The following is a 16,357-nucleotide window of genomic DNA, read 5'->3' on the forward strand; positions in this document are numbered from 1 at the left end:
AGAAAGCGATAAACCAGCTTTTATTAAATTAAGAGGAGGTTTGAATCATGAGAATAACGGAGGCAGCAAATAAGTACCATGAAAGAATGTTCCCAGGCTATGAATCTAAATTATTAACAACGGATCCAGATTTTATTGAACGGTTCGATAACTTTGCCTTTGATGAAGTGGTAAATCAGGACGATTTGGATGATCGTACTCGTATGATGGCCATTCTCTCTGTTTTAATTGGCTGTCAAGGGATTGACGAGTTTAAAGCCATGCTTCCAGCAGCACTAAACTTTGGTGTTACTCCTGTGGAAGCGAAGGAAATTGTCTATCAGTCAGTGCCTTACCTTGGCATTGGAAGGGTATTTCCCTTTCTGCATGCGGTAAATGATATTTTGACTGCCGGAGGTGTGGAACTACCTTTACCTAGTCAGGCAACTACAACCACAGAGAATCGTTTAGAAGCAGGAATTCAAGCACAAGTAGAAATTTTTGGAGAAAGCATGGAACAATTCTGGAAATCCGGTCCGGAAGAGAGTCGACACATTAATCATTGGCTTGCTGCTAACTGCTTTGGCGATTACTATACCCGAAAAGGACTCGACTACAAACAAAGAGAGATGATTACATTCTGCTTTCTCTTTGCCCAGGGTGGGTGTGAACCTCAGTTAACCAGCCATGCGGCCGCCAATATCAGGCTTGGAAATGATAAGTCATTCCTGATCAAAATTATATCTCAATGCCTACCTTTCATAGGTTACCCGCGCAGTCTGAATGCTCTACGATGTGTGAATGAAGCAGCAGCGAAATCTAATTAAAAAAGAACGAAATAAAATTTTGGAGGAATTAATTATGAGTACATGGCTTATTACTGGTGTTAGTAGTGGCTTTGGTTATGAGATGACAAAACAGCTTCTTGAGAAGGGTGACAAGGTTATCGGAACTGCCCGTAACAAAAACAAGGTCGCCGAATTCATCGAGAATTATCCCGATACCTTCACTTGCGAGACACTGGATGTAACCGATGTTCCTGCTATTCATAAACTTGTTGACGGCTCTTTTGAGAAGTTTGGACATATCGACGTTATCGTAAGCAATGCAGGTTATGGCCTTTTCGGTGCAGCCGAGGAACTCTCAGACGCCGAGATTGATCATATCATCGCGACTAACCTAACTGGATCCATCCAGCTAATTCGGTCATCTCTGCCGCATCTGCGTGTTCAGGGTGGCGGGCGAATTATTCAGATCTCCTCCTATGGTGGGCAGGTTGCCTTTCCAGGTAATTCAATGTACCATGCCACCAAATTTGGTATTGAGGGATTTTGCGAATCGGTCGCTCAAGAGGTTGCACCGTTTAACATTGGTATTACATTGGTTGAGCCAGGAGGCGCCCGTACCGAGTTTCGATATGGCAGTGCACAGGTAGCGAACCTGATGCCAGAATACGATGAAAATCCGGCGCACAGCTTCTTGAATATGCTCGACCCTTCCAATGGACTAGCTCCCGGTGATCCAGTGCGTATGGTTTCCCGAATCATTGAGAGCGTTGATCAAGAACCTGCGCCAATGAGAATGGTACTCGGTTCTCAAGCACTGGCAAACACCGTTTCGACCTTGAAAGCCCGTATTGCTGACTACGAGACGCAGACTGAACTGGCCGCTTCAACTGACTTTTCTGCGGGAGAATAAGAGGATAACAGTACCATTTTTCCGTTAGGGGAAAAAGTTAAAGCAAACTTTACGGGTGATGCTTATTTGCAAATGGTGTTTACAGATCCTACTCCACTTAATACTGCAATTGGAAATGTAACCTTTGCTCCAGGTGCTCGCAATAATTGGCACGCTCATCACGTTGGACAAGTTCTGTTAATTACTGGCGGCAACGGGTGGTATCAAGAAGAAGGAAAATCTGCCCAATTACTTAAAACAGGTGACTCCAGGGGAAACAGAATGGTTTGAAGCTGTCGATGATGAATGGTTTGAACAACTGTAGAAATTAATCTATATAAATAGAAGGAGGTTTACATTGTGGAATATATTAAATTTGGAAATACAGGTATGGATGTCTCTCGGATTTGCCTAGGCTGTATGAGCTTTGGAGATGTGCAGCCAGAAGGGCATCAATGGGTGCTTAATGAGGAGAACAGCCGTCCTATTATAAAAAGAGCGCTGGACCTCGGCATCAACTTTTTTGATACAGCGAATATCTATGCAAGTGGAACCAGTGAAGAGATTATAGGACGAGCTCTAAAGGATTATGCAAATCGGGATGAAATTGTCCTCGCAACAAAGGTTTGGGGGCGCATGCATCAAGGTCCAAACGGTGCTGGGCTTTCCCGAAAAGCTATAATGAGCGAGATAGATAAAAGTCTAAAGAGACTAGGGACCGATTATGTAGATCTCTATATCACCCATCGTTGGGATTACAACACGCCAATTGAAGAAACCATGGAAGCTATGCATGATGTGGTGAAGTCTGGAAAGGCCAGATATATCGGTGCTTCTGCTATGTATGCATGGCAATTTCAAAAAGCAATACATGTGGCTGAGAAAAATGGATGGACTCGTTTTGTATCCATGCAAAATCACCTGAATCTCATCTACCGCGAAGAGGAAAGGGAGATGATGCCACTTTGTAAGGACCAAAAAATTGCGGTGACTCCCTATAGTCCATTAGCATCTGGAAGACTGATTCGCGACTGGTCGGAAACCACGCAACGATCCGAAACAGATCTAATTCAAAAAGCAAAATATGATTCTACTATTGATGCAGATCGATTGATCATTGAGCGAGTGGCGTCAATTGCAGAGAAGCGCGGTGTACCCCGTATTCATATTGCGCTTGCATGGCTGCTGCAAAAAGAATCTGTAGCTGCTCCTATTGTAGGTGCTACGAAAATTTCTCAACTCGAAGATTCAGTAGAAGCTCTATCTGTGAAATTAACCTCTGAAGAAATTTCATCACTAGAAGAACTATATGTTCCGCATTCTATAGTGGGAGCTCAGTGAACCTATTTTTTCTGAATAAGGGATATCGTAGTTAAATTGAGGAAGAAATGAAATGGAATATGTAACATTAAATAACGGGGTAAAGTTAAACTAAAACAACCCACAGCCAAGATCATTTTTATTATAAATCTTGGCTGTGGGTTGTTATCTATTTGTAATGAATATTATGATAATGGTTCATATCGCTAGTCATTGGATGCTCATGTGTGACATGGCAGGCGTTTGGAAAGTGCCACAGCAATTGTCAGATTCTAACCGTATATACACAGTTTCTTCCTCCCGCTAATATGTACTCCCCCCGTTCAATATGAACATTATTACCTAGAACAGTTTTAAATAGATGTAACTCATTTTTGCATAACCCGGTACATACAGCAGCAGCTTCACAGATCGGGCAATGTTTCTCAATGAATAAAAGACTGCCATCATCCTGCTCCTTAACCTCGGCCATATAGCCTTCATTTGTTCGAATCTCGGCCAGTTTCTCCAGCTTCCCTCTAACGTCTGCTGTATCACCAAGTTGCTGAAGATATTGTTCTTGCATATTCTTATTCCGAACAGCCAGCAGCTTGTCCAGCCCCTCGTTTCCGAAAGCTTCTTTCATGGAATGGATCAGACTGACGGATAAATCCGAATATCCGCTTGGAAAAAACCGATCGGCCGCGGGGGTTAAGATCCATAGCTTGGTGGGCCGCCCCATGGGACGGGCCTCTTCTTTATTAGTAACCAGCCCTTCTTCTTTCAGCGCATTCAAATGTTGACGAATAGCCATTCCAGATAGCGAAAACTGCGAGGAGAGTGCCATAACATCCATTCCCCCTTGCTGCTTTAACAGATCAATGATCGCTCTTCGGGTCTTGGTTGAGACATCCTTTTTGGTTTGATTTCGGCTCAAGGTGCACCTCCTTTTGAAGCAACTAAATCTACATCACAGACTACATTTTAAACAAAAATGTTGACAAAGTCAAAGCTGAACTGTAGCTTAGACATTATAAACAAAATTGTTTACTAAGTGTCCGGATACGATGTATACATACCAATTTTCTTGGAGGTCACATTTCATGTCGTCTAATCATCAAAGTATTTTCAGCCCATGTTATTTTGCACTATCCATAGGTATTATTCTGTCAGTGATGGCCGTTGGATTCGAAGGTCTGTCCGTAACCACCATTGCCCCTTCAATTGCTGGAGATTTGAACGGCCTTAGCCTGTTTGGCTGGATATTCAGTACTTATCTGCTTGCGCAGATTATCGGAACTCTGGTCGTCGGTCGAATCATAGATAGAAGAGGACCTGCAGTACCGTTCACTATCGCACTACTTTTGTTTATCGTTGGGTTGATCGCTGCCGCAACATCAGGCGATATGTATACCATGATAGGATCACGGGCCATGCAGGGTTTGGGTGCCGGAGCTATGATGACTTGTGTGTACACAGCAATATCCTTAAGCTACCCGGATGAATTACGCGCCAAAATACTAGGAGCATTTGGTACGGCCTATGTTCTTCCGTCCATGCTCGGTCCATACGTTGCAGGTCTTATCGCAGATCAGTGGTCCTGGCGGTTTGTTTTCTGGGGAATATTACCGATCCTGATAATTTCAGCGCTGCTTAGTTTACCTGCGTTCACGAAATTAAAAACACCGAAGACACAAGGGGATATCGGAGCTTCATCGACTTGGATGGCTTTACTGTTAACGATGGGTACAGGGATTTTCTTGGTTGGTCTAAGCATGCTTCCGAGTATTATGGGATTTGTTTTAGTCCTTATCGGCTTAGTACTGATGATATTTCCGCTCCGCAAACTGCTGCCGAAGGGAACTCTTACGCTTCGAAGAGGCATGCCAGCTATTCTGGCAACACGTGGGCTGTTCTTCGCTGCCTATACCAGCACACAGAATTTCTTGGTATTGGCTCTAATCGATGTGAAGGGAATAACGCCTTCTCAGGCCGGATTGATTGTAGCGAGTGCTGCGTTGAGTTGGTGCGTCATAGCGTATCTGCAAGGACGGTGGGATTCGGCAGATCAGGGGCGTGGACGGCATACGCGAATTATTCTGGGTGTATTGCTGCTTGCCATAGGGATTACTATCGTATTTTGGATACCCGTGGTGACCGTTACCGTTGCAGTTTTTGGACAGATCATCGCTGGAATCGGCATTGGATTGGCGCATCCGATTAGCGGTGTTGTGGCGTTTTCTCAGACAAGAGAAGGAGGTGTCGGCAACACCTCGGCAAATCTGCAATTTGCGGATTCTTTTACACCCGGTGTAGTTATCGGGATCGGCGGTTCCATTCTTGTGGTTTGTCAGGCTGGCGGAATGTCACTCCAATCCGGATTAATTGTAGCAATGGGTTTCCATCTCTTGTTGATTGTAATGAGTTTATTTGCGAGCACTCGGATCTCACCAGTAGCTGAACAGATAGGAACGGGTATCCAATCTTTAGGTTTGAAAAACAAATAAACGAAGGAGGAGTTCACAATGATCATGGAGGTCAGTGATAAGGCATCAGAAAAAATCGCCGAAATCTTATTAAGTGCGAATATCCGAAATCCATTCCTTAGAGTGGGTGTTGATGAAGGGGGATGCAGTGGATTATCCTATACCCTAGTCGTAGATGAACAGCAGGCAGAAGAGGATATTGTATTAAATAAAAAGGATTTTAGTATATTGGTTCACCCGAATAGTATTCCTTATATTGACGGTCTTGAAATTGACTATGAAGAGAGTGGAATGGTAGGCGGATTCACTATGAATAACCCTAATGCAAAAGCTTCATGTGGATGCGGAGCCAGTTTCAGAATGGCCAATTATCGTGGCGAAATAAAAAAATGTGATTGAACAGCAGAAAGGAGAGAAGAGGAATGATATCATTTGCAGTATCCGAAAAAGCATTGGATTCATTTAAGAATGAATGGGGTTTGGAAGAGGACCAATATGTAAGAATTTATGCAAAATATGCCGGTGGAGGCTCAAATGCCTTCACTGTTGGAATTAATGCAAGTGCTACACCGATCGATCCCGCATGGGTTCAATCCATTGGCGGATTTCATTTTTTTGTTGAAAAAACTGATGTTTGGATTTTACAGGATGAACTTCTTCAAATTGATTGTAATGAAAACGGCATATTTTCAACCAAAATCTCCTGAGCATCTTCTTGGGTACAATGTACATTAGAATATCTACTACACTTCTAGCAATTTCGCACACTATTGTCTATACTGTTTTAAATAAATATCAGAATTGGATCTGATTTTAAAAGAAGCATGGTGCTAGGAAGCAGGTGCAGAACATTGATAAATTTGGACAAATTAGCAAAGGCATTTACTAAAGGTGTCTATGAAATAGAAGATAGAAGCCGCTTAGTCATCCAGCCCAAAAGCTTATTAAGTGAATTCACCACCGTTAAGCATGGATTTTTATTTATCATTCGCGGGGGAGCCAGAATACGTGTGAACGGAACGGTATATGAATTACGGCCAGGATCAGTTTTTCATGCTGCTCCGGGCATGCAGATGGATTCGCAGGTTATAGGACAATCTGAGCTCGAGTATTACTCACTTTTTTATAAATTGGATATGCCGGAAGAAATGAATAGTACTCACGAATTTGACTCTCATTTCAAGCTGGAGCCGGGAGCGAATCTAAAGATTATTGAATTACTAATTATGCTCCATCAGAATGCCCATCCATCCGGAGAAATTGGGAAGCTGCGTATCAAGGAGTTGTTCTTAAGCCTGATGCATCAGGTTCTGATTGCGTGCAGTTACAGAGAGAACGATAGTTCTCCGAATCAAAAAATGGTAGACGAAGCTCTTGCGTATATTAAACTTCATTATATGAATTCACTTACACTCGGTGAGTTAGCGGAACAGCATGCAATGAGTGCCAACCGCTTCTCTTACCTCTTTCATAAATATACGGGACTACGACCAATCGACTATGTCGTTAATTATCGTTTGGAACGGGCCTGTGAATTACTCAAAGCAGGTAATTTTCCTATCCGCGAGATTGCTGACCGTGTTGGTTATGACAATCCACTATATTTCAGCCGATTATTCAAAAAGAAATTCGGTGTTTCTCCCTCTGCTTATAAATAATGTACATAATGAGCTTCTTTTACTTGAACTACGTCTGCAGCTACTGGTGATAAGCCAGAAGTGCAGACTTTTTTTATTTAGATTAAATAATGATGCATGCTGGATTTGAGATTTGTACATTTGAATTTATTTAAATTTTTGATAAACTCACCTTTGTAACTGAGAATCATTATCAGTAAATTGATTTATAAATGAAAGGCTGGTAGATATGACAGAAAAAAGACCAAGACAATTATGTATTGGCCTGTCCTTAAATGCAACCTGGATGAAAGGAGACGGCTGGCGGCACCCGGATAGCGGAGTAGAGAAGATGGAGTCTATTGATTACTATATTGATTTGGCAAAAATGGCTGAGAATTCAAAGCTCGATTTTCTTTTCAGGGCTGATTATCTGTATGTTAGCCCGCAGATGATAGGAGACTCCTCAAATTTCGGCAGCCCCGACCCTGCATTGTTTTTTGCAGCGATAGCTCGTGAAACCGAGCGGATCGGACTGGTAACGACGATTTCCACTACTTTTAATCCGCCGTATGTTGTTGCAAGGCAATTGCAGTCCTTACACTGGCTGAGCAATGGACGCGCCGGCTGGAATATTGTCACTTCGATTGAAGGTGCCGATAATTTCAGCGATTCACCTATGCCGTCACCGGAAGAAAGATATGCCAAGGCTATGGAATTCACGGATGTTGTACGCAAGCTTTGGAAGAGTTTTCCGAATGAAGCGATTGTTATCGACCGTCAGTCAGGTATGTTTTCGGATAAGGATAAAGTGACTGCTATTAATCATTCCGGGGAATTTTTCAGTGTAAAAGGGCCGCTTACTTTGCCTGCTCACAAATCAGGAACACCGCCGCTATTTCAAGCTGGTGCTTCAGACATTGGACGGAATTTCGCCTCATCTGTAGCTGATGCTATTTTTGCGGCAATGCCGGATATCGAATCGGGAGTGGAACTAAGGAATGATCTGAGAAGAAGAGCGGCTGAGCAGGGCCGTGATCCGGATGCTATCAAAGTTTTGCCGGGCTTATATTTTTTCCTGGCCGATACGCGCGAAGAAGCACTTGAATTACATAAGGCTGCACATGCGAATTTAAGCCTTGAACGCAGACATGCTTCGCTCAAATCGGTGATGGGTCTTGATTTAAGCGGTTATCCCTTAGATAAGCGAGTAACTGACGATATATTACCCGATTCCAGTCAGGCCGTCCGCAGCCGGACTCATGCCGAATTGTTACGGCGGTATATTATCAAAAACCAGCCTACAGTGAAAGAAATCTTGGACAGGCCGGAGGTTGTCGGATCTGCACATTGGGTATCTGTCGGGACAGTAGAGGATGTGCTGAACGATATTATTGAACGGTTTGATGCGGAGGCTATGGATGGCTTCATCGCCTTGCCAGGCGGCTCGGAACAATCTATGGAGTTGTTTTTTGAGAAGTTGGTACCGGAGCTGGTTGAAAGAGGTTTATTCCGGAGTGAATATACTGGAAGCACTTTCCGTGAGCATTTAGGGATTTAAAAAAGAGAAATGAGGCGATTGAACGATGCATGAAGAGGAATTGTTTGATGTTACGATTATTGGCGGCGGTCCGGCTGGATTATTTGCTGCATTTTATAGCGGACTCCGTGAAATGAAAACCAAAATTATAGAATTCCAACCTGTGCTTGGCGGTAAGGTGCATGTCTATCCGGAAAAGATGATCTGGGACGTAGGAGGCTTACAGCCTATTCTTGGCTCACAACTTATAGAACAAATGGTTGCTCAAGGGATGACTTTCCAACCGGAGGTTGCCTTTAATGAAAAGGTCACATCCATCTCGCAAGATGAAGCAGGTTACTTTATTTTACACACCGCCGCAAACCGGAAGCATTTCACTAAAACTGTGATATTGGCCATTGGAGGAGGCATTCTGAAGCCGGTCAAGCTCGAAATCGAGGGTGCCGAAAGATTCGAAATCACAAATTTGCATTATACGGTGAAGTCACTTGCCCGATTTAAAGAGAAGACTATCCTAATATCGGGAGGCGGCCATTCTGCTGTTGACTGGGCGAATGAACTGGCTCCGATTGCCAAAAAGGTGTTTCTGACGTACCGGAAAGAGAACTTAAAGGGGCATGAAGCCGATATTTCACGCTTGGCAAACAATGGCGTAGAGTGCTTGTTAAATACTTCAATCGAAAAGTTGATTGCCACACCGGATCACGAAAGAATAGGGACTGTACTGCTGAAAAGTAATGACAACGGAGAGGCATTTGAGCTGTCTGTCGATGAGGTCATCATTAATCACGGTTATGAGCGCGACAAAGAACTGCTGGTGAACAGTGAAATTAAAATGGATCTGTGGGAACACCAGATTTCAGGATCAGTAACGAGCGGGACATCCGTGCCGGGTATTTATGCGGCAGGTGATGTTCTACATCATGATGGGAAACTGCACCTGATCGCGGGGGCATTCCAGGATGCTGCCAATGCGGTAAACCAAGCCAAACAATACATCACACCGGAGGCAAATTCGTCCGGGATGGTGTCTTCACATAATGACCTGTTCACGCAGAAAAACCGTGATTTAATGAAGCATTTATACAGACAGTAATGATAACAACTCAAGGGGGAGCCAAATGAAAAGACTATATGGATGGATTGCATCCTTAATTATACTTGCAGGATTACTGGCTGGATGTTCCGAAACTTCAGTCACGCCTACACCGGAAGCCGGCAAGATCGATGAAGCGGGATGGCCTAGAACAATTGCGGATGCCAGCGACAATGGAGTGGTGCTTAAGACACGTCCTGAGCGTATAGCGGTTTTGCATCCCTTGTATTTAGATTACTTTTTTGCTCTAGATACTCCTCCAATCGCATCAACCAATGCAGCGGAAGCGATGAAGGATTTTGCTACTTTACAGCCTTATGCTGGAACTGCTGAAATTATTGATTTGGGCAGCAGCAATGCGAACCTGGAAATGATCATGGATGCAAAGCCAGATGTGATTGTAACCTTCAAGGGTTCTGTTGATAGCAATTATGAAGAGTTGAATAAGATTGCACCAGTCATCTTAATTGACTACACCGATACCTGGGAAAAAACGGCGATGCTGTGTGCTCAGATTGTTGGTAAAGAGACATTAGCGGAACAAGCCATTAAGGAAACCCAAGAAATGATTGCAAAAACAAAAGAACAGTTAAGTAGTCTTGAGAATAAAACATTTGCTTTACTACGGGTCGACGGAAAAGCCAATTTTAATGCTCAAGGCTCTAAAAACACGATGTACTACAATCAAACTGTAGGCTTTGGGTTGTTGCCACCAAAGGGATATCCTGAAGAGGGAGGGGCACTTTCTCTGGAGGGAATATACAGCATGAATCCAGATTTTATTATTATCCAGCATGATATGGATATCGCAAAGGCAGCCATCAAGGACAAGGAAACTTCGAACGTGTGGAACTCACTGGAAGCAGTGAAAAACAATCATGTACTTATCTTTGATAACTCACTCAATAGCGCAAGTATCCTGGCTGTCCGTTTGGCTGCAGATCATTTTCTGCAATTGGCGTCTGAACAATAAAATTATATTACAAAATCCGATTGCACCTTTTAGGGCAATCGGATTTTTGTTATTAAGTTAAATATCTTGACTGTTATTGATAATGGTTATCATTTATGATGAGTATTAGACAGATAACGGAGGGGTAGTCATTATGCACAAAAGCAATCAAATATTGCTTTGGGACCAAGCGACGGTCAAGTTATTGGATGTGCGCCGTATTGAAAGGATTCGGGGCGAAATTCTTCATAAATATAAGATTCCTGCCAGTATATTTTTACTTTCGGTACAAGGGAGCGCTCAAGTTCAATTAGATCAGTCTGAATTTTCTTTTACAGGATTTCAAGTCCTGCATAGCGGGAAAGGAGCGACCCTTAATATTGTTCCGACAAGCAAGAATTTTGTTTACTATATCATTTATTACCGTGCATGGATGCAAGAGGAGGATCTGTTCCAAACACAATATTGTTTTTCCCCAGATGCACCCATTTTACTTTATAACAAAATGCAATTGATGTATCAAAAATGGAACGAGCAAGAAGAGAGACTCAATGTAAAATCACTTTTTTATCAATTCATTCATCAGGTTTTAAAAGAATTACATAGAAAAGAGACTGAAGTGAAACAAACAAGTGTTGCAGTCCAGGTAATCACCTATATCCAGGAGTACTATGCGGAGCCAATTACATTAGATTCGCTTGCGGAAGTATTTAATTTCAGTGCTTATCATTTGTCATCCTTGTTTAAAGAGCACACAGGTATGAGTCCGATTGATTACTTAATTCGGTTTCGGCTTGAACTTGCAACGGAGCTTTTAATGACAACAGATGCTTCGGTCGGGGAAATATCAGCAAGTGTTGGTTATAAAGACGTATATTATTTCAGCCGAATTTTCAAGAAAAGAAAAGGTGTATCCCCTGCACATTTTAGAACAAGAGAGTTTCAGCGGCCTAAAGTTGCTGAAAGTCCATTAAACTTCCCCACATCCTCTATTTTTGAACCCATCGTTCAACAGTATATTAATAATGATAATCATTATCATAATACGGAAAAAGGGGAATTACCTATGTTTAAAATGACAAAATCTCAGACGACGGCAGCTTTACTGCTTTGCAGTTCTCTATTATTAGGTGCTTGCTCAAGCGGGACGGGTACTGCTACGAAGGAACAAAGTAATGGGAATGGAACCGTAAATCAAGCAACATCAGAAGAAAGTACGAACACTCGAATAGTATCAACGCCTAAGGGAGATGTGGAACTACCAGCAGAGCCGAAAAGAGTGGCGGCTGACCAATATATGGGGCATTTATTGAAATTAGGAATTATACCCATCGGAGCAAGAACGTTTATGCTGGATGAAGGGTGGATGGAAAAAGCGGACATACCCAAAGAAACGATCGAGAAAATTGAGGATTTAGGGGATTTTCCTTTAAATTTGGAAAAATTAACGATGCTAGATCCGGACTTAATTATCGGTTCGATCGATGAGAACATAGAACAATATGAGAAAATTGGGACCACTGTTTTTCTGCCTTATTGGGAGGGGTTAAAAACAGCAGGGCCGCTTGATAAATTTAGGAGTGTAAGCAAAATATTCGGAAAAGAAAAAGAAGCAGAAGAATGGATTACGGAATATGAACTGAAAGTAGCTGAAGCAAAGTCGAAACTTGCCGGGGTTATCAAGGAAGGGGAAACCGTTTCGATTGTTCAGTTTTCACAAAAGGCCGTGTACGTCTTAGCGGCAAAGGGAGGAAATTATGGTTCTTCCACTATATACAATATGCTGAAGCTACCTCCAACAGAAAGTGCCAAAAATATGGCGGAGGGGTTTGAATCCATTTCACTTGAAGTGCTTCCAGAATACTTAGGTGATTATGTTTTTGTATATAATGGCGATGCGGATGCAACCAATAAAGCAATGGAAAGTAACATATGGAAAGGCATCCCTGCAGTGAAAAATGGCAAAGTTTATTTGTATGGCGATAATTATCATGATGAATTCGTAATGGAGGACCCTTTTTCATTAGAGCTTCAGCTTGATACGATTGTGAATTTGTTACTTGGTTATCAGTAACTTAGGAGAGAGAGAAACGGAGCATTTATCCGTTTCGCTTTTTTTTGTACTAATATCCCGATAGCCCAATCCTTCATCATGAGCCTCAGCAACTGTGACTTTTTTCATAATACCCTTTCTATATTCGACCCGTTTTATAGGCCAAAAGTATAATTTTTACAGCAGTTTACATAAATCTATCTTTTTTTTAATTGTTTTGAGATAGGATAGTAGATGTCAAGCAGGTGGGTATTTATGGTAATTACTCACCGGACTATTTCTTGAGGAGGAAGGGTATGAAGGAGAAGAATTCAGTTTGGAAAAAGAGGCTGATGAACAGCACTCTAGCTGTGGCGGTGGCCGTACCACTTCAGCTGTTCACGTTCGGAGCCGGTTCGGCGGTATTCGCAGAAGGACCAAACGATCCTGCACCGTACATTGAGGCCAAAGTGGTCAATGAGCATGCAGGCCAGAAGATCCTGTTTGACAACACCCATGAGCAGACTGCGGGAGCAGCCGATTGGGTGATTGACGGCGCTTTTTCAGACTTTGGGAATGCCCTTGCCCAGGAAGGCTATTATGTCAAAGAACTCCGCAAGACGACTCCAATTACTTTGAGTGATCTTTCCGATTATGATGTCTACATCGTCGCCGAATCCAACGTGCCCTACAAAGCAAGCGAGCAGCTTGCGATGGCGGAATATGTGGAGGATGGCGGCAGTATTTTCTTCATCGGCGACCATTATAACGCCGACCGCAACAAAAACCGCTGGGATGGTTCTGAAGCTTTCAACGGCTACCGCCGTGGAGCGTGGGACAATCCAGCCAAAGGCATGAATGCCGATGAGGTCGCTTCTGCAGCCATGCAGGGTGTGGTTAGCTCTGACTGGCTGGCGGACGAGTTCGGTGTCCGTTTCCGCTACAATGCGCTTGGCGACATTAACGCAACCAACATCGTGGCTCCCGATCAAGCCTTCGGCATTACAACGGGCGTATCGGCGGTAGCTATGCATGCCGGTTCCACGCTGGCCATTCTAGACCCAGCCCGTGCGAAAGGTATCGTCTACCTGCCGCAAACCAATGCTGCCTGGGCCAATGCCGTAGACCAGGGGGTCTATAATGGCGGTGGTGTGGCAGAAGGTCCTTATGTGGCAGTTGCGAAAAAAGGCGCCGGCAAGGCAGCCTTCATCGGTGACTCATCTCCTGTAGAGGATGCAACACCGAAATACCTGCGCGAAGATACCGGCGCCAAGAAAACAACTTACGATGGCTTCAAGGAAGTGGACGATGCCACACTGCTGGTTAACACCGTCAACTGGCTCGCTGAGCAGGAGAGTTATACGGATTTCACCCAGGTGAATGGCCTGATGCTAGATCAGCCGACAGCACTGCTGCCATTCGAGGAGCCAGCGCTGTCCACTGAGCCGCAACCGGAGCCTTGGGCTCAACCAAATGCTGGCTACAAATGGTATGATCGCAGCACCTTCAAAGCAGGCTCCTACGGCGGACCAGCAGCCACTGCAAGTGCGGTTTATAACTTCACGCACCAGGCTGTGCTGCCAAATGCACAGAATTTTCAGATTCGGGTGAGTGCAGATAATCTTCCAGCAGGCACAAGCGTTTCCGGCTTCCAGGTAGGTGTCTACCAGGTAAGCAGCGGCGCCCAAATCGCCAAGATTCAGAACAGCGACGGCACCTGGCCAAGTAGCTACGGCTATAGCTCCTCATTCAATCTGACGGCTGATCAGAACGGTCATGCCTACAAGGACCTGACGATCCAGATCAAGCCGGGCACCACAGCTGCATCCAATCTGCGCCTCCGTCAGAACAGTACAAACCTCAAGACTGAATCGGTGACGCTGGGCAATGTTCCTGCTGAACCGCTTCCGGCTGAGGAAGATCCCATTCCGGCTACAATCTCTATCGGCGATTCCCGGGCTAAGGCAGCCGGATCACTGGTAACGGTGGAGGGGACCGTGACGACCGAGCCGGGTATCTTTGGCGGACAGTCCTTCTATCTCCAAGATGGAACCGGTGGGGTTTATGTCTTCCAGAGTCAGAGCGGCTTCCACGTGGGCGATAAGGTCAAGGTAACAGCGTCCACCGCACTGTACAACACAGAGCTGGAGCTGACCGAAGCAGTACAAATTGCGAAGACGGGCACGGCGGCACTGCCGCAGCCGATTGCGGCGAACATGGTGAATGATGCCAACCAAGGCCAATTGGTTCAACTGAACGGTGTGACAGTGGTGAACATTATCAACGCTACGCCAAGCGGCTCCTTTGAATTCGACGCAGTCAACGCCGACGGGACAAGCAATCATGTGCGCGTGGATGCCCGGACAGGCATTACTAAGGATATCTTCCCTTATACTGAGGGACAAAAACTTAATATCACAGGTGTTGCCGCAATTTTTAAAGGCATCTACCAGCTCAAGCCGAGAAGCCTCGATGACTTCGCCGCAGCAGAAGAAGAGGGGGCTCCGGTGACAACGGCGACGCTGTCTGCCGAGCCTAATGCTTCCGGCTGGTTTAACCAGCCGGTCACCGTTACCCTGAAGGCGAATACAGATACAGCTAATGTTTATTACTCGCTTAACGGCAACAAGGAAGCTGAGTACAGTACACCTGTGGACCTGAAGGAAGACGGGCGGCATACATTGACATACCATGCTGTGCCGGGAAAAGGCAAATCGGAAGATCCCAAGACGTTGAACCTCAATATTGATACGGCTCCACCGGTTGCCGAACTGAAGGAATCCGGCCATGAGGTGAGAGATGTAGAAGAAGGAGCGCAGCTTTACTTTGAATTGACTGCTGACGATGTATTGTCAGGTGTCACCTCGAAACAGCTTCTATTAGATGGGAAAACGATTGCCGAGGGCCAGACCCTGAGCGCCGCCGATTTAGGCGCCGGCTCCCACACCGTGAAATACACCGTGCAGGATGCGGCCAGCAATACGACTGAAAAGAGCTATACTTTCCAGGTTATTGGCGGCCAGGTGATTGCGACTGGTAAGCCAGGACAGGCTGATCTTTCCTCCAACAGCAGCTATGCTAATGGACTTAGTGATGGTAACTATACGGTCACCATGAACCTATGGTGGGGTAATAACGGCACGAGCTACAAACTCTATGAGAACGGCACACTGATTGATTCTAAGACACTGAAGGATGTATCGCCGGCTGCCCAGACGGCAAGCACAGAGCTTCATGGCAAGGTGAACGGCACTTATGTATACACTGCAGAGTTAACCAACAAATATGGCACGACCAAGATCGATTCGCTTACGGTCACCATAAGTGACTCTGCGCCGGGCAAGCCGATTCTGTCCGAAGATAACTGGGACGGAGATGGCACCTATAAGGTGTCGATGAATCTTTGGTGGGGAACTAACGCTACAGAGTACCGCCTATATGAGAACGGGGAGCTCATCGACTCACAGCCGCTGAATGCCCATACACCTTCGGCGCAAAGTGCAGCAACCACCATCAGCGGACGCACTGCCGGTGTGTACGAATATCGGGCGGAGCTGGTCAACGCGGCGGGAGTAACTGCCAGTGATACGATCAAGGTAACGGTCATCCGCTAAACTGAATGGCAGTAACAATAACAGTAAAAAACGAAGAGCGCCGGATTCCAGGCCGCTCTTCGTTTT

14 protein-coding genes are annotated in these 16,357 nt (G+C 44.8%); 13 read left to right on the forward strand and 1 reads right to left on the reverse strand.

Annotated features, from left to right (window positions below):
- Positions 1-47: 47 nt before the first annotated feature.
- The 4 genes from MKX34_RS16275 (at position 48) to MKX34_RS16290 (ending at position 2,997) form a co-directional block, all read left to right on the forward strand.
- Positions 48-806, forward strand: coding sequence for a carboxymuconolactone decarboxylase family protein (locus MKX34_RS16275; RefSeq protein WP_076099156.1), 759 nt, complete (start codon positions 48-50; stop codon positions 804-806).
- Complete coding sequence (locus MKX34_RS16280) at positions 781-1,677, forward strand: SDR family oxidoreductase (protein ID WP_081383900.1); 897 nt, start codon at positions 781-783, stop codon at positions 1,675-1,677. The genes MKX34_RS16275 and MKX34_RS16280 overlap by 26 nt, the downstream gene beginning before the upstream one ends.
- A gap of 72 nt (positions 1,678-1,749) precedes the next feature.
- Positions 1,750-1,947 carry a hypothetical protein gene (locus MKX34_RS16285; RefSeq protein WP_339202806.1) on the forward strand — a complete coding sequence of 66 codons (198 nt, stop codon included), beginning with the start codon at positions 1,750-1,752 and terminating at the stop codon, positions 1,945-1,947.
- 69 nt (positions 1,948-2,016) lie between these two features.
- Positions 2,017-2,997 (forward strand): aldo/keto reductase, encoded by a 981-nt coding sequence (locus MKX34_RS16290; protein WP_076106617.1) that lies wholly within the window; start codon positions 2,017-2,019, stop codon positions 2,995-2,997.
- 244 nt (positions 2,998-3,241) lie between these two features.
- Here the strand turns inward: MKX34_RS16290 and MKX34_RS16295 are convergent, their stop codons facing one another.
- The gene (locus MKX34_RS16295) at positions 3,242-3,892 is read right to left on the reverse strand and encodes a metalloregulator ArsR/SmtB family transcription factor (protein WP_076106619.1); all 651 of its coding nucleotides are present in this window, start codon (positions 3,890-3,892) and stop codon (positions 3,242-3,244) included.
- Positions 3,893-4,058: 166 nt separating this feature from the next.
- Here MKX34_RS16295 and MKX34_RS16300 point away from each other — a divergent pair, with 166 nt between their 5' ends.
- The 9 genes from MKX34_RS16300 (at position 4,059) to MKX34_RS16340 (ending at position 16,291) form a co-directional block, all read left to right on the forward strand.
- Entirely contained in the window at positions 4,059-5,462 is a 1,404-nt protein-coding gene (locus tag MKX34_RS16300) for an MFS transporter (protein WP_076106622.1), read from the forward strand.
- A gap of 21 nt (positions 5,463-5,483) precedes the next feature.
- Positions 5,484-5,840, forward strand: coding sequence for an iron-sulfur cluster assembly accessory protein (locus tag MKX34_RS16305; RefSeq protein WP_076106827.1), 357 nt, complete (start codon positions 5,484-5,486; stop codon positions 5,838-5,840).
- Positions 5,841-5,863: 23 nt separating this feature from the next.
- Positions 5,864-6,148 (forward strand): hypothetical protein, encoded by a 285-nt coding sequence (locus MKX34_RS16310; RefSeq protein ID WP_076106624.1) that lies wholly within the window; start codon positions 5,864-5,866, stop codon positions 6,146-6,148.
- A gap of 153 nt (positions 6,149-6,301) precedes the next feature.
- On the forward strand, positions 6,302-7,099 hold the full coding sequence (locus tag MKX34_RS16315) for an AraC family transcriptional regulator (protein ID WP_256718562.1): 798 nt from the start codon (positions 6,302-6,304) through the stop codon (positions 7,097-7,099).
- A 208-nt stretch (positions 7,100-7,307) separates the two neighbouring features.
- On the forward strand, positions 7,308-8,618 hold the full coding sequence (locus MKX34_RS16320; protein ID WP_076106626.1) for an NtaA/DmoA family FMN-dependent monooxygenase: 1,311 nt from the start codon (positions 7,308-7,310) through the stop codon (positions 8,616-8,618).
- A gap of 25 nt (positions 8,619-8,643) precedes the next feature.
- The gene (locus MKX34_RS16325) at positions 8,644-9,693 is read left to right on the forward strand and encodes an NAD(P)/FAD-dependent oxidoreductase (RefSeq protein ID WP_076106628.1); all 1,050 of its coding nucleotides are present in this window, start codon (positions 8,644-8,646) and stop codon (positions 9,691-9,693) included.
- A 25-nt stretch (positions 9,694-9,718) separates the two neighbouring features.
- Complete coding sequence (locus MKX34_RS16330; RefSeq protein ID WP_076273199.1) at positions 9,719-10,666, forward strand: ABC transporter substrate-binding protein; 948 nt, start codon at positions 9,719-9,721, stop codon at positions 10,664-10,666.
- 133 nt (positions 10,667-10,799) lie between these two features.
- On the forward strand, positions 10,800-12,719 hold the full coding sequence (locus tag MKX34_RS16335; protein ID WP_076296634.1) for an AraC family transcriptional regulator: 1,920 nt from the start codon (positions 10,800-10,802) through the stop codon (positions 12,717-12,719).
- Between the two features lie 275 nt (positions 12,720-12,994).
- Positions 12,995-16,291, forward strand: coding sequence for a chitinase N-terminal domain-containing protein (locus tag MKX34_RS16340; RefSeq protein ID WP_076296633.1), 3,297 nt, complete (start codon positions 12,995-12,997; stop codon positions 16,289-16,291).
- The last annotated feature ends 66 nt before the right edge of the window (positions 16,292-16,357 follow it).

The sequence above is a fragment of the Paenibacillus sp. FSL R5-0636 genome, assembly GCF_037974255.1.
Classification (GTDB): Bacteria; Bacillota; Bacilli; order Paenibacillales; family Paenibacillaceae; genus Paenibacillus_AQ; species Paenibacillus_AQ odorifer.